Consider the following 20724-nt stretch of genomic DNA (forward strand, 5'->3'; position numbering starts at 1 on the left):
CTTCCTCTTTCAATGTTTCTCTTGGTCGGGCGCGGTAAGTTGCACGTTTATTTCACTATCGAGAGGCTGGAGCAACAGCTGATAATCGGCAACTTCATTGATGAACTCCAAGTCGTGACTAATAATCAGGATCGCTTTGTCCTTTGCGGCTAGTGAGCGAATCTGAGAACTGATCGATAGTAGGTGCTGGTAATCAACCCCCGAGGTGGGTTCATCGAATACGTAAAGCTCTGCCTGGCTCGCCAGGGCATTGGCAATAACGAGACGCTGTTTTTGTCCTCCGGAAAGAGTCATTGGGTGCCGTTCAGATAATCCTTGCAACCCCAGATCACCTAGAAGCGCCTGCACCTGCTCTTTACTAAGATTGTCATTTCCTAGTACGACCTCTGCCGCTACCGTTTCAGCAAATAGTTGCCGGTTTACATCTTGCATTACTAGCACGCTGCGTTTTTGTCTGTCTGCCGCTCGGCAGGATTTGCCGCTAAAACTAATAACGCTGCCTCCTTCCGGGTGAGCTAACCCGATGAGGGTGCGCGCAAGAGTAGTTTTGCCTGCTCCGTTCGGGCCGACTAGCGCAACTACTTTTCCCTTCGGTAAACATAGGGAAGGAATATTGAGGACGCGGTGTTTGCCGTAACTGAACCTTAAATTTTTTGCGGTGATACCGTCCGCCTGCTGATCAGGAGTGGTGTTAACGCACATTTCCGGTTTTTCCAGGGTACGCAACCCTAACTCTTTACGCTGTTTAGAAGACAAACTAAAAAACTTATCCGCAGTATACAAATGCTGGATTCGTCCTTTATCCATGATCGCGACTTGATCTGCGAGACCCTTTAGAGGGTAAACGCGGTGCTCGGCTACTACCAGGGTCCAGCCCGCGATTTTTAATCTTTGTAAGACTTCGCTGAATGCGGAGATTGCTTCAGGGGAAAGATTAGAGGTGGGCTCGTCTAAAAGCAGGATTTGCTGCGGTCCGGCAACTGCTGCTGCGCAAGCAACCAGCTGCAATTCACCTCCGGAAAGCTTACGTAACTCGTTGCCTAGCAGACGCTGAATGCCCCAGGCGTTTACAGCTTCCGCGATCCGGTTAGCAGTTGTTTTGGGAGTATCTCCGGCATTTTCGCTCGCGAATGCTAACTCTTCTAGTACATTTGCCGTAAAAAACTGGGAACGGGGATTTTGAAAAACTGTCCCGGCGGTACGCCCTAATTCTTGGATATCTGTTTGCACGGTATCGAGACCAGCAAGGGTAGTGCGTCCGCTGAGATTACCCTTATAAAGTTCGGGTATTAAACCGTTCAGAAGTTTTAAGAGGGTCGACTTGCCTGCTCCGGAAGGACCGGTGATTAAGGTACAGGATCCTGTAGGGAAATCGAGGTTGATATCGCTGACTGCGCTTACGTGAGCTGATGAGGTTTCTTCGTCCGGGTTGAACTGGTAATCGAAGGAGACCTGGTCGATTAAGGTGCTCATTTGAATCCACCCGAGAGTATAGCTAGATGGTCTGAGTAGGGGATGAGAGCAATCAGGGCGATTAGCGTCAGTATCCAGAGGGCATCCAGTCGGCTGAATCGCAGCTGTTTCAAAGTACTTGGGTAAATAGTGGACCCTAAACCGCGCACCATGCCGGCGGCGGTCATTTCATCAGCGGTTCGGGCGCAGGATGCCAGTAAGGGAACTAAAACCATTTCTAGAAAATGGAGGGGATGTAAGAGGGCGCGCCATCCCATTTGTAATCCCCGCAGGGACATTGCTTCTCTTACTGCGCGGTATTCCCGAAATACTGTCGGTATGAATCGTAGTAGCACTACCAGGGGAACGGTTACAGCTATCGGTATGCGTAAGCTGCGAAGACCGGCTACGAGTTCTCCGGGGACGATAGTTTTAATCGCGTAACCTGCCAGACCGCCAACAGTGCAAATCCTTATCATCCAGTAGCCTAAAACCATTAGGAACGCGGTGAGGGCGCTTGGCCAGATTCTGGGGAAAAGATAGATACAAGCGACCCAGGTTCCTTCCACGGCGAGGAAACCTAGCGCCCATGAATAGCAGTGTGACAATAGTAAAGCCAAGAGCGCAATACCGGCTACCAGGAAAGTGATCACTATGGGTAGTCGCGACATTACCAGGGCATTTAATACGAATATAACCAGTATTACGGTGCGCGGATCTGGCCGGGAATGCCGTTGGTTAGCTGCTAAGATTTCAGCGCTGGTGACCTGATCTTGGTGATAGCTTGCTGCTGATCCGGGGGCGCTAGTTTGGCATTGAAGGCTCATTACTTTGCGATGCCAGCTTTACGGAAGTGCCGCGCCATTAGAGAATTTCCGAAGACTCCGCCGATAAGCCCGAGAATGAAAATTCCCACGCCCCAGGCCACAATCATCCATGGTGACAAGAACCAGCGTAATGAATCTGCATAGGCAGTCCCCATAGAGTCAGCAATATATTTGTAGTAGCCCTGAGCGTCAATGAATACCGGGAACCAGGGCACCACGTACCATACGGACATGACGGCGTATCCTAGGACCCGAAAAACCGCTGATTTTTTAGCGAAGAGGAAGTCTGCGGCTAGTCCCAGCAAAGGTGTAAGTAGGGCAGTAACCCAGGGGTGCCCGGTAATTACCATTAAAATCCCGACTAATAGTCCCATTAATGCCAAGGCGCCAATCTTCGGTACCCGCGACTTAAATAGCATGATTACGGCGCCGTTAGCGATAAGACCTAAGGCATAGCCCACAAACATCATTGCTGGATTAATGATGCCTAGCATTCCAGTGCCGAAAACTAGCACAAAATAAATTGCGGTAAAAACGCCAATGTTGATGAAGTCGCGTGTTTTCATGCGATATATCCCTTCTAATATTTAATTAGGTAAGCCTTGCCTAACAAAAGAGTAGCGTGAGTGCCCCCTATTTGGTCAAGTAATGTCGGGGTAATCTAGCCGACACATAGGCGGGAGAAAAGGGAGAGTTAAGAAACTAACTAGCCTACAGAGGGCTCTCCTATTAGCGGATTTGCTAGCCCATACTGCAGCGTCCCAGGTTTTGTTCCTATTTATTCCAGGCAGGACTTAAATCCAGGTTTGCTTCAAAAGTTTCGGGTATCCTAAATTTAATGTTCTACTACACGAAATTTTAGGAGTAATAAATATGGATAACATTGCCAAGATCCTCAGCGATGCCGGGCTGGAAAATCCCGCAGTAGCTGAGTATGTAGCGCACTGGGCCGGAATTACCGAACCCGCTGCCATCGAAGTCATTTCCGCAAAGGATGACGACCGACTCATCGCCGAAGGCCTAGCCACCGGTGAAATCGCACCTGCGGGTGATGGACTCTACTACTCCCGCTCCTACTACAAGGACACGGCGCGCAGCGAGGAACGCACCGTCGTCGCCACCCACAATCCGCAAGAAGCCGGAATTTACAACAACTGGCACGACGCCACGGAAGTAACTGCCCGGCAGTTGGAAAGCATGAAGGGCGCCTCCCGGAGTAAAACAATGTACGTGGTGCCCTACCTGATGGCACCGCCGAAATCGCCGCTAGAAAAGTGGGCTCGCGGAGTGGAACTTACCGACAACCTCACCGTGGTTCTTCACATGATCCGCATGGCCCGGGTTGGCGTAGAACACCTGAACAATTTGGAAAATCCGGCAGAATTCGTGCGCGCAGTGCACGTTACTGGCGACCTGAAGAACTTGGGGCAGGGCACCGATAAGGATAAGCGCCTGTTTGCCACGGTAGCCGACGAACGCACAATTTTGCACTTCGGTTCCTCCTACGGCGGCAACGCGCTACTCGGCAAGATCGCCCACGGTCTGCGCCAAGCTTCTTACGACGGCTGGGCCTCCGGGGAATTCCTTTCCGAACAGTTCATGCTGATCGGGATTAAGGATAAGCTCAAGGATCACACCTACTACGTGTGCGGTGGTTTCCCCTCAGCTTCCGGTAAAACCAACCTCGCTATGATGCTAGCCCCGGACGCCTTGGGTGACCGCTACGAAGTTTACTTCTACGGCGATGACATCGTGTGGCTGCACGTTGGCGAAGACGGCAAGATTTACGGCATGAACCCCGAATACGGCGCGTTCGGCGTGGCAAAGGACACCAACTGGAAGTCTAATCCCACCGCCATGGACGCCATCAAAGAAGGCTCTAAGACGCTCTTCACCAACGTCGCTTACAACCCCGAAACCCAAGAGCTGTGGTGGGAAGGTAAGACCCCGGACTACCCCGAAGACGTTACTGGCTGGCGGGATTGGAAGGGCGAAAAGATTTCCGACCGCCCGGCCGATCGGCAGCGCTGCGAGGCCAAGGGAGACGAGTGGGCACATCCCAATTCCCGCTTCACCACATCTTTGGCTAACGTGCCCAACGTGGCTCCCGATTACGAAGAACCGCAAGGGGTGCCAATTGACGCCATCATCTTTGGCGGGCGAGTAAAGGACCGGGAGCCGCTTATCCGGGCAATCACCGACCTAGCCGAGGGCGTATACGACGGTTTGACCCTGGGAGCCCAAGCCACTTTCGCGGCTGAAGGCAAGGAGGGCGTGCTGCGTTACGATCCGATGTCGATGCGCCCCTTCATGTCCTACCCCGAAGGGGACTACGCGACCCACTGGTTGAAAATAATTGGCTCCGCGAAGGAACAGCCCATTTTTGCGCACGTGAACTGGTTCCAGCGCGATCCGGAAGACGGACACTTCTGCTGGCCTGGCTACCGCGACAACCTGCGAGCGCTGCTTTGGCTGCTAGACGTTAAGGAAGGGCGCGCTGAGGGCGTGCAAACACCGGTAGGTATTTTGCCGAAGAAGGAAGAGTTGAATCTGGATGGTTTCGAAGGTGACGACGCCGATCTGGATAAGCTTCTTTCCATCGACACCGATCTGTGGAAGAAGGAGATGGGCTACCGCCGCGAGCACCTTGCACAGTTCAAGAATCTACCTGAGCAGATCTGGGCCGCGCACGAGCGCATAGAGCAGGCGTTTAACGCTTAATTGGTCTCCTGGTTTTGCGCTAGTGACGGGTGGATTTTCTCTAGGCGGGTTAATTCCAGCGGGTAGCTATGGCTCCTGTTGGGATTAACCCGCCACTTTGGGTATTAACCCCGATCTTGTTGCTTCTATCAACCTCGTGGTGGAAGATTGACTGACGGGTATCTCCCGGGTTAGCGCGGTAATGACCCCCTAGACCGGAAAAGAAATGAGAAGAGAGCCTAGCAGCGCTTGCGTCCGCTAGACTCCCTCTAAGACATGATGGGAGACCTCGTTCCCACCTTCTGCATCTTCTACTTTACCGCAGCACTCGTAGTAGATTTGAGATCCCAAAATCTCCTGCAGGATTACGCGATAGATGAGCGTCCTCTGCATCGTGCTACGTTCGGTTGCCGAACGCCCAAAAAAAGGTCAAGCCCAATAGAAATGAATAGGACGAGGTTATCCTGGTGGTTTTTAGCGCCGCGCGGTTTGGGGCGTAGCCAGTTTCTAAGCCCCATGGTTTTTCCCTTCTGGACATGAAAAAATGAGTGCATGCAAAGGTGGAAAAGACGCGGCACTTGGGCACGACTTGGCGGGCTTTTCGCGTGCTATCTTTTACTGCCTGCTCTTACTAGAGCCGCCATCGGAGTATTCAGCGCCCCTGATTCAGGCATGATGCTGTTTATCTTGATGCTGTTCATAGTGTTTCCGCTAATCACTGTCGCGCTAGCCGCCTGGGGCGGAATCACGGAGGGTTTCACTGTTTTATGGATAGTGATGCCGATACTGTTTTTCATGGTGCCCATGCTGATCTTTTTTAACGAATCCGCGCTGATCTACGGGATTGCCTATTCGCTGCTAGCAGTAACAGCTAACAAGATCGGCAGCTTGTTTCACTCAAAGACTCACAGTATCAACAGTCGTCCCCGCGAATCATAATCCGCACTGCTACTTGAGATATCGCCATTGCAATAGGGTCTGCGGAGGCAGTTAGGCCGGTTATTGCTAGTGGCCGCGCTAGGGTAGACCGCTACGGGCGGGGAGCGAGACGGGCAAACTTTTCTACCTGTTTCGCGCCGCCGTAAATCTGTACTTGGTCGCCCTCGGAAAGTTCTACTGCCCCTAGCACTGGTTGCCACTGGTTTTCCCGTAGTACCGCCACGATCTTTACCCCGTGCCGATTCCAAAGGTTAACCTCATCGAGAGACCCGACTGCAGACTTGGGAAGAATAGTTCTAACCATGGCGGTGCCGGAAGATAGTTCTACGTAGTCCAGGTTTACCCCGCGTACCAGGTGAGCAACCCTGCGCCCCATCGCCACTTCGGGATAAACGATATGGGGGACTCCGATTTGTTCCAAGATGCGTCCGTGGGCGGTTCCGGAGGACTTTGCCCACAGGTTCTTAACCCCCATATCGGTGAGCAGCGAGCAGGTGAGGATAGAGGCCTCCACGTGGGGGCCGCCAATCCCGACTACTACGCCATCACAATCAGCGACCCCTAGCTCGGTAATGGAAGCAATATCGGTGGCATCGGTTTGCGCCACCTGGCTCAAAATACCGTTATTGCGGTTCACTACCGTCTCGTTTAAATCGATACCGATAACCACGGCATAGTCGGACATGAGTTCGCGGGCGACGGCGCTGCCAAAGCGTCCTAAGCCCAGCACCGCGTAAGTAGGTTTCGAGAAATTAACCAATGATCGGCCTTTCTGTGGGGAAGGAAATCTTAGAGGCACTAGGTGCGAAAGCGAGTGCGGTAGCAACCGTAATCGGACCTAACCGCCCAATAATCATTAAAGCTATAAGTATTAACTGCGAAGGATCGTTAAGTAGCGGCGTTATTCCGGTAGATAGACCTACGGTACCAAAAGCGGAGAACACTTCAAATAGGGTTTGCGACAAGGTGAAGTGGGTTAAGAACATGATCGAAATGGTGGAAGTAACCACCAAGATAAATCCCAACACCACCACCGCGACTGCTTGCTGCGCCACCTCGGAAGAAATACTTTTTCCAAACACTACTGCTTGGTTGCGGCCGCGGATAACCGCAGCGACAATCGCCAGGAGGGCAAACATGGTGGTGATTTTGATGCCCCCGGCAGTACCGGCCGGTCCCGCGCCGATAAACATAAAAGTATCCATCGCAAACAAGGTGGATTCATGCATTTGTCCAATATCTATCGAGTTAAAACCAGTGGTGCGGGTTTGGACTGCTTGAAATATTCCGGCCAGGATCGCGTCTAGAGTAGGGAGTTTGCCCAAAGTTTTCGGGTTGTGCCACTCGAAAGCCGTAACCAGCAGGGAAGAAAATACTAGGAGGCCGCCGGTGCCAGCTATCATCATCCGAGTGTGCAGTGACCAGCGGTAAGGCTTGAATAGGCTGGTGCGAAGTTGGAAGAGGACAGGGAATCCCAAACCTCCGATAATGATTGCCACCATTATGGGCAGACACACCCCCCAATCGCCCACAAAGGAAGACATATTGTCCGAATAGAGGGCGAAGCCAGCATTATTAAAGGCCGAAACTGCGTGAAAGACTCCATGCCAGAGGGCGCGCGGCAGCGAATACCCTAGGGACAGGAAACGAATCGTCAAGGGAATGGCGGTGAGTAGCTCAACCAGGAGGGAAGTTCCCAGTACCCGGCGCAACAGCACGCCCAACCTGCCGGTGACGCTGCGCCGCTCGGCCGCTGAAGCCAGCTTGGCGCTATGGCTTTCCCGGCGGATTACTGCTTGGGCGAGCACAGCCGCAAAACTCATCACCCCAAAGCCGCCTACCTGTATTAATAGTAAAATCACGACTTTGCCGAAATCTGTCCAATAGGTGGCGGTGTCAACAATTGTTAAGCCGGTAACGCAGAGGGCAGAGGTGGCGGTAAATAAGGCCGGGAGTAGCGGTAGCCCCCCGACATGTACCGTGGATAACGGCAGCATTAGTAGGCAGGTTCCTATCAGCAGGGCGATAAGGAACCCGGATAATATCACTGCCGCATAGTTAAAATAATGCCGCTGTGTTTTGGACACGAACTGCATCCTACGCAGCATTGCTCCCTCCTGCAAGTGCGCGATTCTCCCCGAATACAGGTGGCTGTTTTTCCATGTCAAATAGGTAATAGCAGCTATTAATTTTGCAGTATTTTTCTGGTGGGTTTGTTCTCTCCTTCCAGGCAAATATTATTGTGATTTTTTACGCTGCATTATTTTCGGTATCTCCAGCGCGATATTCTGACAACAGGTCGAAATACTGCTACCGCAAGTGGGGAATATGAACAGAAAAGCCGCGAACCTTTCTCTGATCGGTGTGATCCTGGCTCTAATCTTAGGGATGGCGTTTTTATCGCCTTTAGCGCAGGCGGCAGGTGAGGAGGACGAAGATACAGCTGCCCTCTATGCAACTATCTATACCCGGGCTAAGTGCACCGACTTAGAGATTCAAGAAGGCACCGGATGGTTTGCTGACTCCTACGAGATTGAGGCCGCTGACGTTACCTCGGACAAAACCCTAGAAAATGGGTTGCGCAAATGCGAGATTGAGTTCGGCCTAGAGGCCGCGGATTACCCCCTCGGCAAGGAAATTACTTTTTCGGTGAAGAAAGGTTTTTCGCAGATAGGGGAGGCACAAAAAGTAAAGGTTGCGGCCGGATCCGATGGCACCTCGGAAATGCGGATGACCTTTAAAGAAAAAATCTCGGCGCGCTACGACATTACTATGGTCGATGAAGCCGGGAAATCCCTTCCGGGCACCGCGGAATCCTTTGAACTCCCGCTATACAACTCGGTTAGCCAGAAAAATGAGACTGTTACGGTCAGGAAAGATTCTGCTGGTCACGGTTTCCTAAAAGCGCTCGCCTACGATGACAGCGGCAAGTTCGCCCCGAGCTCTCTGGTGCCGGCAACGCAAGCAGACTTGCCGAGCATTACCTTGAAAGACGGCGGGCAGAAAACGCCATATTCGGTGCAAAAAGTACTGGCGCAGGGTGAGGGATTCCAGTTGGTATTAAAACCGCTAAAGCTGGTGGATAAGACCTATCACGTGACTATTAAGCGTCCCCTGGAGGTGCTGGGGGAGAGTGACACCTGGAAGTTTAATATCGGGGGTAAGTCGGATCCCCAGGCAGAAAAACAGCTGTCTCTGCCTACTGCCAGCGGAGATTATTCTTTCGATATTCAAGCGACCGGGGTGCCGGAGGGCGCGAAGCTTTCTTTGCCCAGCCTGCCAAAGGCTTATATGTATTACGGAATTGCCAGGCAAAAATTCGATCCGGCGACTAATACCTTGATCGTTACTCTGGGAAAACAGGTGTATATCCTGGCTTCTAATATCGAAAGCGTCAAGTATGACTCTTTTGCTACTGCCTATGCGAAACCCGGGTTTACCCTGGGGCTGTATAACCAGCAAGGAAAGCTGATCGCAAAATCTACTGCTACTAAAACCGCCTACGATTATCCGGCAAGTTTGTTTAAGGCAGTAACTCCGGGGGAGTATACGGTGCGGATTGAGGACGCGGCGCCAGCGTTCAAGAAAGACTACGATCTGTCATTACAGTACGGAGTTCGCCTGGCAGAAAATGGGCGGCTCACTATGAGGATGCTCCAATCGAACAGCAATCATGAAGAAGTGTGGGCTAATCCCTATGGCGCTACCGATGAGCGATTTAAGGATAACGCGAGCTCGCGCGCATATATTGGTTACAAGACCCCGCTGCTACTGCTGATACCGAAGAAACCGGTTTTTGATAAGGTTATCGACCAGGCGAAATACCCGATTGGGGAGGACGCGAAAAAAGCCTATGCCGGTAAGGGAGACCTGATCGACTACCGGATTAACGCTAAGTTACCCGGAGATCACCGCCTGGTGGTTAAGTATGACAAGTATGTAGACATGGGCTTTAAGGACACGGCCACGGTAATCGATAAGCTAGATGAACGCCTGGAACTGGTTCCGGATTCCTTAAAAGTCATGGAGGACGGGGACTTAGCCACGGACTTTGAGGCCCGCTATAACCCGGACACCCGGGAGATTAGGCTGCTGGACAAGGCAAAGACCCAGGTAGCAGAATTCGATTTTCTTAAAGCGATTAAGATTCCTGAGGCGCGAAATCTCTCGATTAAGTTTCAAGTAAAGCTGAAAAAACTAGGCAAGCAACCTATTTATAACCGGATTCCTGATTCAGAAACCGAGATTATCCCCTACCTGGATTTGCTGGTTAAGAAACACTGGGAGGGCGGACTTGAACTGCTTAAAGATTTCGATATGCGTGATTATATCGATAACTTCCAAGTGGAAACCTGGCAGGGAGACAACAAAATAGCGACCGAGCCGGTGCGAAAGTATCTGAAAGCCGACAGTTTCCGACAAGGCGAGGGCAAAGACTTTCAATTCGCCCTCGAGAAGCTCCCTAAATATACGCTCGCAGATGTGGAGAAGAAACCGGAAGAGCGAGTGGCGCTTACCTATAAGGTGACAGAGAATTTGCCGGCAGAACTTGCGGGTAAGTTCGAGGTCAGCCAAGTTGCCCAAGCCGAGCAAAATGATGGGGTTAACCTGGTGTCCTTCACCAATACTTTTATTCCGCCCACGCCACCGCCGACACCACCTTCCACGCCGCCGGTAACTCCGCCGGTAACCCCTCCGGTAACCCCACCAGGGACTCCGCCTGCGACACCTCCGGTGCCGGAGGAAATAGTTCACACCGGCAGTAGTTCTGCTACTCTGTTGGGGATTTGTGCCCTGGGGGTAGCGCTGGGAGCGACAATTATCCTCCGCCGCCGCTACCACTAAGCCGAAACTTTCGTCCTCAATCTAAGGGGGGGGGGAGCTATTGCAGTAAGCAAAGCTCTTAGATGTGCGCAACGCTATCTCTGGGAGTTCTGCGGGTCGGTGGCGGCGCAATATAAGCAGATCGGGAACGCGGTGCCGGTGAACTTGGGGTACCACGTAGGCAGGTGCGTGCTGGCAGCTTTAGGTGAAATTCCTCTAGAGGACACTATGGAGGTAGTAGCGCCTCATTCGCTGACGCCAGAAGAAGCTAGCAGCAGCGAGCAGGGCGTACTCCTATAGGTTGTATTGCCTGGCATAACCGCGAAATTTGAGCTAATACCTGAAAATGCCAGGTGGATTCCAACTCGAGCCGGGGAATAATGCCGCCGGGCTACCGGCAAGGTCTAACGCTTGAGCTTGCCGGCGCTCGATTGCTTTGTTAACGCTGGATTACCCGCTGGCGAATGTCTTGCAGCTGCTTAGGAGAGGGCTCATCGCTGGCCAGGCCGAACGGCATTTGCGCATCTAGCATCCAGGTTTCGGGCAGGTCGAACATTTGCTTGACCTCATGGTCAATCACCGGATTGTAGTGTTGCAGGGAAGCGCCAATTCCTGCTTCCCGGAGCGCTACCCATAGCGAAAATTGCAGCATTCCCAAGGATTGCGCCGCCCAATGCGGGAACTTGTCAGCATAGGCGGTGAACTTGCCCGCCATTTCTTCGGTTACTGCCTGGTCATAAAAGTAGAGGATAGTGCCGTAACCAGCCCGGAAAGAATCAATCTTTTCCCGCGGAACCTTCCCCTCGAAAACCTCAAAAACCCGATTCCAGAGGGCGTCCTGATTTTCACCGGTAACTACCAGTAGCCGCTGCGACTGCATATTGAAAGCATCCGGTACCTGCACGGTTACCTCGTCGATCAAATCGAGCAGTTCCTGGTGGCTGAGGGGAATCTCCCGGTTCAGTTGGTAGCGCGAGCGGCGATTGCGCAAAAGGTCCAAGGTCTTCATAGCTATTCCTTCCAGCTGTTTCCTTTTAATCGTCTCGAAGAATCCTCGCGGCCGCTAGCAACGACAGCAGAATTTAGCTCCCGGCGCATAAACGCTTTTTCAGAAGTTTTTAGCATCGCCAGCCCAAAAGGAATAGCCGATACTCGCTTACTGCGAAAATCATAAGCTGCGCCTGTGAATACGGTGTGTAGGTGAGGTGGAATCTTTAAGAGAGTTATATATTCTTGAATGCGACAGACGTGAGTTTTAATAGCGACCGAGGATAATCGAAACTGTAAGCGGTTAGCAGAAATAGCTGAAACTTGAGGCAGAAGCCGTAACTAAGTTCAACCTGCTATAGGGAGGGTCAGGAAATGAGGACGTATGAGTCAGGAGCTGAGCTAGCTGCCGAGATTACTAAGCGCGCTAATCTGTTTATAGGCGAATTCGCCGAGGTACCTGCGGGTAATTGGGATTTGTTAGTCGAAGGGGTAGACCGCACTCCCCGCCAGATGCTTGCTTACCAATTGGGATGGATGGAACTTTTATTGGGGTGGGAACGCGATGAACAAGCCGGTATCGAGGTAATTACTCCGGCCCCCGGCTACAAATGGAATAAATTGGGCGGCCTTTATGAGTCTTTTTATAAACGTTGGGAGCAGGTTGAAACCGCAGAGCTGATTGACCGTTTCAAAATGCTGCTAGCTGAAGTTATTGAACTGGTAAATACTCTCAGTGCAACCGAACTGTTCGCGTCCGAACAGCGAGCATGGGCATCGTCTACCCCCTCAGCATGGCCGGTTTGGAAATGGGTACATATCAACACGGTTGCCCCGTTTACTACCTTTCGCACCAAAATCAGGAAATGGAAGAAACTAATTGCTCGCTATCCAGCAACAAAGCATTAGCTAAATCGGTAATAGAACTCGAAGCAGGTACCACCGAAGAGAATAAATCCCGTTTGCACTGTTGAAGTTGAGAAACCTTTTCTTCAATAGTTCCTGTCGCAACCAAGCGATAAACATTGACTGGGCGTTCTTGCCCGATCCGGTGGGCGCGATCGATTGCCTGCTCTTCCACCGCCGGATTCCACCACGGATCCATCACAAACACATAGTCGGCGGCAGTCAAAGTAAGCCCCGTGCCACCTGCTCGCAGTGAAATCAAGAATGCTTGCGCGTCGCCCTCGGAAAACTCCTTAACTACCTGGTCGCGTCTCCTAGTAGACCCATCCAGATAAACGGTTTTGATTCCCGCCTCCTCCAAAGCTTCTTTAATTAGCTTTAAATAGGACGTGAACTGCGAAAACACTAAGGCTTTGTGTCCCGGTATTGCCTGTAACTGTTCCACCAGAGCGTTGGTTTTCGCGCTGGTGATCCCGGCGCGTCCACCTACTAGCCGCAGATCTAAGCTGGCTCGCCGCAGCGCCGTCAGCGCCGCCAAAATCGACATCCGATCCCCGGATTGCAGCATGCCGCTAACCTGGCGGCGTGCCTGGGCTTCTAGTTCCCGATAGGCGACGCTATGCCCCGGTTCTAAATCGACCCGCAACACCTGTTCAATCTTGGGAGGTAAATCTGGCGCTACCTCTGCTTTAGTGCGCCGTAACATATAGGGCGCCACCAGCGAACGCACCTGACTCAGCCCGCGCAGCTGCAAGGCAGCAAACTGTTCCCGTGAAAGCAAAGTGCCCGGTTGCGCCAAAGATAAAATCGCATGTAAATCCGCTAAAGAATTCTCTAGGGGAGTGCCGGTAGCACAAATCGTCCACTCACGGCGCATATCGGCGAGGACGCGCCAAGCTTGGGTGCGCGGATTCTTCACCAGCTGCGCTTCGTCACAGATAACTCCCTGCCACTGAGGCTCTAAGAAAGCCTCTGCATGGCGGCGCAGCAACCCGTAGGAGGTAACCACTAAATCTGCCCCATTGAAGCCCTCCTCAATCTCGGTGCCGCTACGCAGCGCCTGCACCTCCATCTCGGGATAAAAACGTTGCGCTTGCGACTCCCAAACATTAATTACCGAAGTGGGCGCCACTACCAGCACCGGATTCGAGGAGGGCAAGGAATTAATCGCTGCTAAAATCTGTAGAGTTTTCCCTAGCCCCATTTCATCGGCAAGCACCGCTCCCGGCCCAATCGTTAGTTGTGCCAGCAGCCAGGAAACGCCTGTGCGTTGATATTCGCGCAGCTTGGCGGTGTGGGGCGGGGCTATAGGCGGCAATTTTAGTTGGCGTGACTTCCAGGCTTCCAGGCCGCGCACCTGTGCTTGCGTACCCTCCAAGATCTGGGAGAGGTCAATAATCGCCGGGTGAATGCCGCGCCGATTAAGACCGGCACGCTCACTAAGTAGGCTCAATCGATCCAGCTCTGCTTCGCTCAAGTAAGTATCGCTATCGATTAGCCCACCCCGCTCGCGAATCTGGGCGATCTCGGAGGCCGAAAAGTCGCGGTCATCTAAATGTAAACGCACATTCGGGGTGAACCAGCCGTAAGTATTGGGAGCTAAATCCACGATGATTTCGCCACCGCGTTGCGAAAATGAACGGGGAATCCCGCGGCGGTTAACCTCTAAATCTTGCCCCTCAAAAACGGTTTCCAGCTCATCCAGTAACTGGTTAATGCGGTGAGCGGGGCAAGAAAGGAAACTATCGAAGGTGAAAACCCCCTCTTGGCGGCGCAACCACTTCGTCACCTGGCTTTTCAGCTGCGAAATCTGATCCAGAGGGGCGCTAGTTTCAATTCTCTCACCCTCGAGTTCACGCATGGCTCGCAAATAAATCCGGTAAAGATCATCTTCCCGAGAAGTTCCCACTTCCAGCAGGTAGCGATATTTTGGGAACTCAAAACTATTATCCAAAGAATAAACCGGGAAACTATCGCTAAGGCGCGGAAAATCTTGCAACAAGAAATCCGTTAAATCCGCCTGTGGCACCCGTACCGGTTTCGCCCCCAACACCCGGTTGACCGGCCCAAAACGATCATCCCAGAAGGCGAAACATCCCAGTTCTGCGCTGGCCACCAGTTCAAGACCTGCAGCCACGCAGGTAGCGGCGACTGTGCGCCCCGCCGGGTCATTACCAGCAGAAAAATCAATCCCAAAACGCAGCGCCACATCGCCAGGAGCGCAAATATCCAGGAAAGGACGCGCCAGAATCGGAGAAAAACGCAGTGGAGTGAGAGGCTCGGTGCCGAGGGCAAATGAAAATCCCGCGCGCGCCAAGGTGCGAATAGCGGGGGATACCTGCGCGCCCTCCTCTAAAGATAATCTTTGGGGTGATTTTTCTAATAGCCCCGCCACCTGCCGTAGGCAGCTGAGTTGTGTCCTATCTAGACCGGCAGAAACTGACTCCCATTTAGTTTGGCAAAGGTCTCGCCAACTGGCGCGATTACGGGTCCAAGTACCAGAAACATCCCGGCGCAATGGGTGGAAACTGCCATCCAATTCGATGCAAAGTCCCAGGTCGGCACCAGGGGTAACCTTTGGGTGCGGGGAGGTAAACATGGCGGCGATTAGGCGTCGCCATGCCGGTTCCTGGTCATTATTACTCACGCGTTCCTCCTTGGCTCATCCTTTCTACTTTAGCAAGGGCGTTAGACTGGGCTCTATGAAGATTGTGCGATTTCGGATCGATGCCCACCCTATTTATGGTGCTTTAGAGGACGGAAGTGAGCGGATTGTTGCCCTCAAAGGTGACCCGCTATTTCAGAAGGCGGAACCTTCTGGGCAGCTTTACAACTTGGAGGAGGCACGGCTGCTGTCTCCAGTAATTCCCCGCTCAAAAGCAGTTAGCTGCTGCGCGAACCAGCCAGGATCAACGGATAGGACTGAGCAGTGGCCGCAGGTGGGGATCAAACCCAATACGGCGGTGATTGGACCAGATGACCCTATCGCCATTCCTGCTTGGGGAGGCGGCACCGCACGCGCCTTCGTGGGACTGGCAGCGGTCGCTAAAACTATTTGTAAAAACGTGACCCCCGAGCAGGTGGGGTCGGTGATCGCCGGGTGGAGTATTGGGGTAGACTTCGCAAGCGGCGGGGAAGATATCAGTTTCTCCCAGGCCAGGGCTTGGGATACTTCTGCCGCGATAGGTCCGTGGATTGTAGTTGGCCCTGGTTTTAATCCCGATAACGTCACCATTAGCGCTAGTGTTTCCGGGCAAGAGGTCGTCTCCGCTAACAGTGCCGACTTTCCGCTAAAAGCCGCCGAAGCCTTCGCTAAGGTAACTCACATGATGACCTTGCTGCCTGGGGACGTAGTAATCGTAGGGGGCGTTGAAGCGGCGCAGCCCCTTAGCGCCGGTGAACGCCTAACAAGCGCCATCACCGGGGTGGGGCAGATGGAAAATATGTTGGTTAGTGCCAACCGCTAAACCGTTAACTTCGCAGAGCCTAGCGCGAGACTAATCATTTTCTGCTTCTCGCAGCGCGCTAGCTAGCCGCCGGGTCATCTCCAGGAACAGGTAGCGAGGAGTCGCGGCGTTAAGTCGCAGCAAACCGGGGTAGCCACTCCCCAGGATTTCGCCCCCATTTACCCCCACGCGCGCTTTCTCCTCGGCGATTTTGACCGGGTTTTTGCAATAGCTACTCGCGTCCCACAGTGACAGATAGGTTCCTTCTACTTCCGGTATGTTAAGCCGGGGCGCAATCTGCAAAGCTAAATCACGAGAGCGGGCGAGATTTTCGCGAATATAGCTCTTAATTTCTTGTAGCCAAGCGCCGCCCTCCTGATAGGCAGCGCGAGCCGCTAGTGCTCCCAAAGGAGTCGCGCCCATTGCTAGTTGGGTAGTTAACCCTGACTCTTCAAATTGATCACGTAGCGGCGAGGGCGGCAAAATCATTTGCGCGCAATGGAGCCCCGCCAAATTCCAGCCTTTAGAGGCCGCATGGGCAGTAACCGTAATCTGGGAAAAATCAGGATCTAGACTGGCGAAAGGGATATGGCGAGCCTTATCGGCAATCACCAGAGGAGCATGGATTTCATCTGCAAACACCGTTACTTGATGGGCAAGTGCCAGCTGCCCTACTTTTCTCAGCTCGGCTTCGCTGAGGACTCTCCCGGTAGGGTTCCAGGGGTTGCAAAGCACCAGCAGTTTAGCTTTTTCCTGACTAAGCGCTTGTTCGAGTGCCGCAAAATCAAGCTCCCAACGTCCCTGGTTATAGCGGCTTTTAACCTCGATTAGTTCCCGTCCTGCCTGGGTGGGGATAGTTAAAAACGGCATATAGGCCGGAGTGGGAACCACCACCGCTTCCCCGGGGTTAGTCACCAGTTGGATTTGGGCACGCAGAATTGAAAGTACATCGGAGGAAATAAACACATCCTGGGCGCTAACCTGCCAGCCATAAGAATCAGCGAGAAAACGCCCGGTCTCTAGTTGGAGATCATTGGCCAGTCGCGGCGGCATATAGCCAAAGAAACCGTCATCAATAGCGCGGTGCAGGCAGCTCGCAACCGCCGGAGCGGTTCCAAAATCCATTTCCGCAACCCAGGCTCCCCATAAAGGCTCACCCTCGAAGGTCTTTCCCGTCCATTTTAAAGATCCTCTACGGCGTAGTTCTTGCAGGGATAAGCGGTCAAAATCTTGCATGTATCCACCCTACGCCTCCCCATGCACTCCGGGGTGGTGGTAGAAGAGTTGGGCGGCCGAAAATGAATCGGAAGTTCGTAGCCCGTTCCGCTAATCACCCAGGTTCGAGAATCGGGCGGGGCGCGAAGTAGAATCGAGGGGAACTAATGATTTTACGCAAGGAGATTTTAGGTATGAATCCGGATTCCACTTCCCCTATTCGGGTGCGGTTTTGCCCTTCACCCACTGGTACCCCGCATGTGGGAATGGTGCGTACCTGCCTATTTAACTGGGCATACGCACGCCACACCGGGGGAACTTTCGTTTTCCGGATCGAGGACACCGATGCTAAACGCGACTCAGAAGAATCCTTTCAGCAAATCCTAGAGTCGCTGCGCTGGTTGGGGCTAGATTGGGACGAGGGCGTGGATAAGGGCGGCCCCTACGGCCCCTACCGGCAAAGCGAACGGATGGATATCTATAAAGAGGTAGCGGATAAGCTGCTTGCCGGGGGATATGCGTACGAGTCCTATTCCACCCCTGAGGAAATCGCGGCGCGCCATAAAGCTGCCGGGCGCAATCCCCACCTGGGCTATGACGGATATGACCGCAACCTGACGGAAGAACAGATCGCTGCTTTCCGTGCGGAAGGACGCCAGCCGGTTTTGCGTATGCGGATGCCCGATGAAGATATTACTTTCCATGACCTGGTGCGCGGAGACATCACGTTCCAGGCCGGTTCAGTTCCGGACTATGTGATTGTGCGCGGCGGCGGCGACCCCCTCTACACCCTGGTAAACCCGGTAGATGACGCGTTGATGCATATTACGCATGTGCTGCGCGGGGAAGACCTGCTCTCCTCCACTCCGCGCCAAATCGTGCTTTACCGCGCCCTCATCGAGTTGGGAATCGCCGATTGCGTCCCCGAGTTCGCGCACCTGCCTTATGTAATGGGGGAGGGCAACAAGAAACTATCCAAGCGGGATCCGGAATCTAACCTGCTTTTGCACCGGGAAAACGGGATGATCCCCGAAGGGCTGGTCAACTATTTAGCGCTCTTAGGGTGGGCTCTATCTGCTGATCGGGACGTGTTCAGCAAAGAAGAACTGATCGCGGCCTTCGATATCGAGGACGTCAACCCCAATCCGGCGCGTTTTGACTCCAAGAAGGCCTTAGCAATTAACGCCGACCATATTCGGATGTTAGAAACCAGTGATTTTACTGAACGGATCGTTCCCTACCTGCACGCCGGCGAATTCCTAAGCGCCGATAACCTGGCCGATTTAACGGAGAAAGAAAAACAGCTTTTAGAGGCTGCCGCTCCGCTTGCCCAAAGCCGGATGCAGGTACTTTCTCAAGCTAAGAGTCTGCTGGGATTCCTTTTTATTGCCGATGACCAAGTGGAATATCAAGAAAAACCGCTGCGCAAACTCAAAGATAATGCTCCGCAGGTGCTGGCGGCCGCGGCTGAAGTGGTAGCTGGCTTGCCAGAAGGTAAAGTAGGGCAGGCTGGCACCATTGGTGATCCCGAGGCCGTTAAAGCCGCTATGAGCCAGGTCATGGTCGAAGAAATGGGGCTTAAACCGCGAGTTGCCTTCCAGCCGCTATTTATGGCGGTTACCGGCTCTAACGTGTCGATCCCGGTGTTTGACTCCATCGGGATCCTGGGGAAAGAAGCCACCATAAAACGCCTGCATAAACTACAAAACCATCTGGAGCAGGCATAACGTCAGGTGATTAGTCACACAAGGAAATTATTTGAAGCAGCCTAAGTGCCTGCGTTAGAGTAGATGACTGCAGCCCGGCGCAAGCCGAGGTTTGCAGCCCTTGGGGTATGGTGTAATCGGTAACACAGCTGATTCTGGTTCAGCCATTCTAGGTTCAAGTCCTGGTACCCCAGCAAAAATGGGAACCTGTTGGTTCTTGTTTCTGGCCCCCATAGTCTAGAGGCCTAGGACACCGCCCTCTCACGGCGTAGACACGGGTTCGAATCCCGTTGGGGGTACCACCGGCACTTTCACCTTTTTAACTTTTATTTATTTTGAAAGTCACAACCTTTTTAGTCCCAAAGTCGAAACTTTCGCCAATGCTAAAGTGATAGTCATGTCTGGAAAAATTGTTGCTACTCGCGGGATGCGAGACTTTCTACCCACCGAAAAAACTTGGCGTGAACGCGTGCTTAGCGTTTTGCGTGATACCTATACTTCCCTGGGGTTCATGGAAATAGAAACCCCCGCCCTAGAGCCGATCGAGCGGTTGCAATCTGGGCAAGGTGGGGAAAACGAAAAAATGATTTTCCAAGTCATGCGGCGCGGTCTGGATCCGCAAGCCGGCATCCTGCCCGCCGAGGCCGTAGACCTGGGGCTGCGCTATGACTTGACTCTTCCGCTAACTCGCTATTTTGCCAGTCACCAGGCGGAGCTACCGAATGTGTTCCGTGCCTTCCAGACCGGTCCAGTCTGGCGTGCTGAGCGTCCGCAAAAGGGGCGTTTCCGCCAGTTTAACCAAGTAGATATCGATATTCTGGGGGAAGCTTCTTTCAGTGCGGAGGTGGAAATCTTAGCGACCGCTTGGAGCGCTGTCACCAAACTGGGACTAGACAAAGACTCTACCGTGTTGATTAATGATCGTCGTTTCTTGCGTGACCTGATGAGCGCTGCCGGTATTGATGGTGATAAGCACGATAGTGCCTTTATCACCCTGGATAAACTGGAAAAAATCGGTCAAGAGGCCGTGATTAAAGAACTGATTACTCACCAGATCGCTAGTGAGAGTCAAGCTGAATCTTTGGTGGAAGCGGTAGTTAGTATTTCCGCTATAGACCTGCAAGCAGATATGAAAACTTTGGAAATATCTGCTTTACAAACCGAGCTACCTATATATGACCTGGGAGAAATTGCTGCTCAGGTTGGTGATATCTGCCCCGGTATTAAAATCAAGTTCACCCCCACTTTGGTGCGCGGCATGGGGTATTACACCGGCCCGATTTTCGAGGTTTCCCACACTGGCTCCGGCTCCTCTATTTGTGGAGGCGGACGCTATGACGGGGTAGTAGGACGCTGGCTCGGGCGAGATGTTCCGGCCGTGGGCTTCAGCTTCGGGTTTGAACGGATTGTGGATCTAGTATCCCTGCCTGAGCAGGGGCAGCAGCTAAAGGTAGCGCTGGCCTATCAAAAACCCCATGAAGCCCTCGCGGCTTTGCATCTGCGCGAAGGACTGTTATCAGCCGGAGCCAGTAATGCTGGCCTACTGAAAGCCCCCCGTAAAATGTCGGCTGGCTTCTTCGAGCAAGCAGCCTCCCTCGGCTATAATCGGGTGTTGCTGCCTAGCCGCTACTTAGAGGCAGCCGAGCAGGATAACCCGGACTTTGCGGCTTTACTGGAGCAGGCACGCGTCCTCGAAAACTAGCACGAGGAGCAAAATTGCTC

16 protein-coding genes and 2 tRNA genes are annotated in these 20724 nt (G+C 52.9%); 10 read left to right on the plus strand and 8 right to left on the minus strand.

Annotated elements, in window-relative coordinates:
* Positions 1-9: 9 nt before the first annotated feature.
* From ACZ5BI_RS03755 to ACZ5BI_RS03765, 3 genes are read right to left on the minus strand one after another with little or no spacing between them, the layout of a single operon-like run.
* Positions 10-1473 (minus strand): ABC transporter ATP-binding protein, encoded by a 1464-nt coding sequence (locus tag ACZ5BI_RS03755; protein WP_024058985.1) that lies wholly within the window; start codon positions 1471-1473, stop codon positions 10-12.
* Entirely contained in the window at positions 1470-2279 is an 810-nt protein-coding gene (locus ACZ5BI_RS03760; protein WP_024058984.1) for an energy-coupling factor transporter transmembrane component T, read from the minus strand. Before ACZ5BI_RS03760 ends, ACZ5BI_RS03755 begins: the two co-directional genes overlap by 4 nt.
* Complete coding sequence (locus tag ACZ5BI_RS03765; RefSeq protein WP_024058983.1) at positions 2279-2845, minus strand: MptD family putative ECF transporter S component; 567 nt, start codon at positions 2843-2845, stop codon at positions 2279-2281. Before ACZ5BI_RS03765 ends, ACZ5BI_RS03760 begins: the two co-directional genes overlap by 1 nt.
* A 307-nt stretch (positions 2846-3152) precedes the next feature.
* Here ACZ5BI_RS03765 and ACZ5BI_RS03770 point away from each other — a divergent pair, with 307 nt between their 5' ends.
* Together ACZ5BI_RS03770 and ACZ5BI_RS03775 are read left to right on the plus strand one after the other, a co-directional pair.
* Positions 3153-5000, plus strand: coding sequence for a phosphoenolpyruvate carboxykinase (GTP) (locus ACZ5BI_RS03770; protein WP_024058982.1), 1848 nt, complete (start codon positions 3153-3155; stop codon positions 4998-5000).
* A 531-nt stretch (positions 5001-5531) separates the two neighbouring features.
* Positions 5532-5918, plus strand: coding sequence for a hypothetical protein (locus tag ACZ5BI_RS03775; protein WP_464896675.1), 387 nt, complete (start codon positions 5532-5534; stop codon positions 5916-5918).
* Between the two features lie 91 nt (positions 5919-6009).
* Here the strand turns inward: ACZ5BI_RS03775 and ACZ5BI_RS03780 are convergent, their stop codons facing one another.
* Both ACZ5BI_RS03780 and ACZ5BI_RS03785 read right to left on the minus strand, forming a co-directional pair.
* Positions 6010-6678, minus strand: a complete 669-nt coding sequence (locus tag ACZ5BI_RS03780; RefSeq protein ID WP_316099004.1) for a potassium channel family protein — start codon at positions 6676-6678, stop codon at positions 6010-6012.
* A complete protein-coding gene (locus tag ACZ5BI_RS03785) occupies positions 6671-8026 on the minus strand; it encodes a TrkH family potassium uptake protein (RefSeq protein ID WP_464896676.1) in 1356 nt (451 codons plus the stop codon). Before ACZ5BI_RS03785 ends, ACZ5BI_RS03780 begins: the two co-directional genes overlap by 8 nt.
* Before the next feature lie 220 nt (positions 8027-8246).
* Here ACZ5BI_RS03785 and ACZ5BI_RS03790 point away from each other — a divergent pair, with 220 nt between their 5' ends.
* Both ACZ5BI_RS03790 and ACZ5BI_RS03795 read left to right on the plus strand, forming a co-directional pair.
* A complete protein-coding gene (locus ACZ5BI_RS03790; RefSeq protein WP_464896677.1) occupies positions 8247-10763 on the plus strand; it encodes an isopeptide-forming domain-containing fimbrial protein in 2517 nt (838 codons plus the stop codon).
* Between the two features lie 99 nt (positions 10764-10862).
* A complete protein-coding gene (locus tag ACZ5BI_RS03795; RefSeq protein ID WP_316086581.1) occupies positions 10863-11042 on the plus strand; it encodes a hypothetical protein in 180 nt (59 codons plus the stop codon).
* A 139-nt stretch (positions 11043-11181) separates the two neighbouring features.
* Here ACZ5BI_RS03795 and ACZ5BI_RS03800 read toward each other — a convergent pair whose 3' ends face one another.
* Entirely contained in the window at positions 11182-11751 is a 570-nt protein-coding gene (locus tag ACZ5BI_RS03800; RefSeq protein ID WP_316086580.1) for a nitroreductase family protein, read from the minus strand.
* Positions 11752-12104: 353 nt separating this feature from the next.
* Here ACZ5BI_RS03800 and ACZ5BI_RS03805 point away from each other — a divergent pair, with 353 nt between their 5' ends.
* A complete protein-coding gene (locus ACZ5BI_RS03805) occupies positions 12105-12638 on the plus strand; it encodes a ClbS/DfsB family four-helix bundle protein (protein ID WP_412585184.1) in 534 nt (177 codons plus the stop codon).
* Here ACZ5BI_RS03805 and ACZ5BI_RS03810 read toward each other — a convergent pair.
* Entirely contained in the window at positions 12589-15282 is a 2694-nt protein-coding gene (locus tag ACZ5BI_RS03810; protein WP_464896678.1) for a DEAD/DEAH box helicase, read from the minus strand. The genes ACZ5BI_RS03805 and ACZ5BI_RS03810 overlap by 50 nt on opposite strands.
* A 55-nt stretch (positions 15283-15337) precedes the next feature.
* On the opposite strand from ACZ5BI_RS03810, the gene ACZ5BI_RS03815 reads away from it, so the two are divergent.
* Entirely contained in the window at positions 15338-16102 is a 765-nt protein-coding gene (locus ACZ5BI_RS03815) for a fumarylacetoacetate hydrolase family protein (protein WP_464896679.1), read from the plus strand.
* Between the two features lie 30 nt (positions 16103-16132).
* On the opposite strand, the gene ACZ5BI_RS03820 is transcribed toward ACZ5BI_RS03815, so the two are convergent.
* Entirely contained in the window at positions 16133-17317 is a 1185-nt protein-coding gene (locus ACZ5BI_RS03820; protein WP_464896680.1) for a MalY/PatB family protein, read from the minus strand.
* Positions 17318-17463: 146 nt separating this feature from the next.
* Here ACZ5BI_RS03820 and gltX point away from each other — a divergent pair, with 146 nt between their 5' ends.
* The 4 genes from gltX (at position 17464) to ACZ5BI_RS03840 (ending at position 20704) form a co-directional block, all read left to right on the plus strand.
* Positions 17464-19023 carry a glutamate--tRNA ligase gene (gltX, locus tag ACZ5BI_RS03825; protein ID WP_464896681.1) on the plus strand — a complete coding sequence of 520 codons (1560 nt, stop codon included), beginning with the start codon at positions 17464-17466 and terminating at the stop codon, positions 19021-19023.
* Between the two features lie 101 nt (positions 19024-19124).
* A tRNA-Gln gene (locus tag ACZ5BI_RS03830) sits at positions 19125-19196 on the plus strand.
* Positions 19197-19228: 32 nt separating this feature from the next.
* Positions 19229-19304, plus strand: a tRNA-Glu gene (locus ACZ5BI_RS03835).
* A 95-nt stretch (positions 19305-19399) separates the two neighbouring features.
* Positions 19400-20704 (plus strand): histidine--tRNA ligase, encoded by a 1305-nt coding sequence (locus ACZ5BI_RS03840; RefSeq protein WP_464896682.1) that lies wholly within the window; start codon positions 19400-19402, stop codon positions 20702-20704.
* Positions 20705-20724: the final 20 nt, after the last annotated feature.

This window comes from Varibaculum sp. GTC20041 (genome assembly GCF_055387755.1).

What these genes read in the sequence shown, in the direction of transcription:
- ACZ5BI_RS03755 (WP_024058985.1), bottom strand. Translation starts at nt 1,473, where the DNA reads ATGAGCACCTTAATCGACCAGGTCTCCTTCGATTACCAGTTCAACCCG.
- ACZ5BI_RS03760 (WP_024058984.1), bottom strand. Translation starts at nt 2,279, where the DNA reads ATGAGCCTTCAATGCCAAACTAGCGCCCCCGGATCAGCAGCAAGCTAT.
- ACZ5BI_RS03765 (WP_024058983.1), bottom strand. Translation starts at nt 2,845, where the DNA reads ATGAAAACACGCGACTTCATCAACATTGGCGTTTTTACCGCAATTTAT.
- ACZ5BI_RS03770 (WP_024058982.1), top strand. Translation starts at nt 3,153, where the DNA reads ATGGATAACATTGCCAAGATCCTCAGCGATGCCGGGCTGGAAAATCCC.
- ACZ5BI_RS03775 (WP_464896675.1), top strand. Translation starts at nt 5,532, where the DNA reads ATGCAAAGGTGGAAAAGACGCGGCACTTGGGCACGACTTGGCGGGCTT.
- ACZ5BI_RS03785 (WP_464896676.1), bottom strand. Translation starts at nt 8,026, where the DNA reads ATGCTGCGTAGGATGCAGTTCGTGTCCAAAACACAGCGGCATTATTTT.
- ACZ5BI_RS03790 (WP_464896677.1), top strand. Translation starts at nt 8,247, where the DNA reads ATGAACAGAAAAGCCGCGAACCTTTCTCTGATCGGTGTGATCCTGGCT.
- ACZ5BI_RS03800 (WP_316086580.1), bottom strand. Translation starts at nt 11,751, where the DNA reads ATGAAGACCTTGGACCTTTTGCGCAATCGCCGCTCGCGCTACCAACTG.
- ACZ5BI_RS03805 (WP_412585184.1), top strand. Translation starts at nt 12,105, where the DNA reads ATGAGGACGTATGAGTCAGGAGCTGAGCTAGCTGCCGAGATTACTAAG.
- ACZ5BI_RS03815 (WP_464896679.1), top strand. Translation starts at nt 15,338, where the DNA reads ATGAAGATTGTGCGATTTCGGATCGATGCCCACCCTATTTATGGTGCT.
- ACZ5BI_RS03820 (WP_464896680.1), bottom strand. Translation starts at nt 17,317, where the DNA reads ATGCAAGATTTTGACCGCTTATCCCTGCAAGAACTACGCCGTAGAGGA.
- gltX (WP_464896681.1), top strand. Translation starts at nt 17,464, where the DNA reads ATGATTTTACGCAAGGAGATTTTAGGTATGAATCCGGATTCCACTTCC.
- ACZ5BI_RS03840 (WP_464896682.1), top strand. Translation starts at nt 19,400, where the DNA reads ATGTCTGGAAAAATTGTTGCTACTCGCGGGATGCGAGACTTTCTACCC.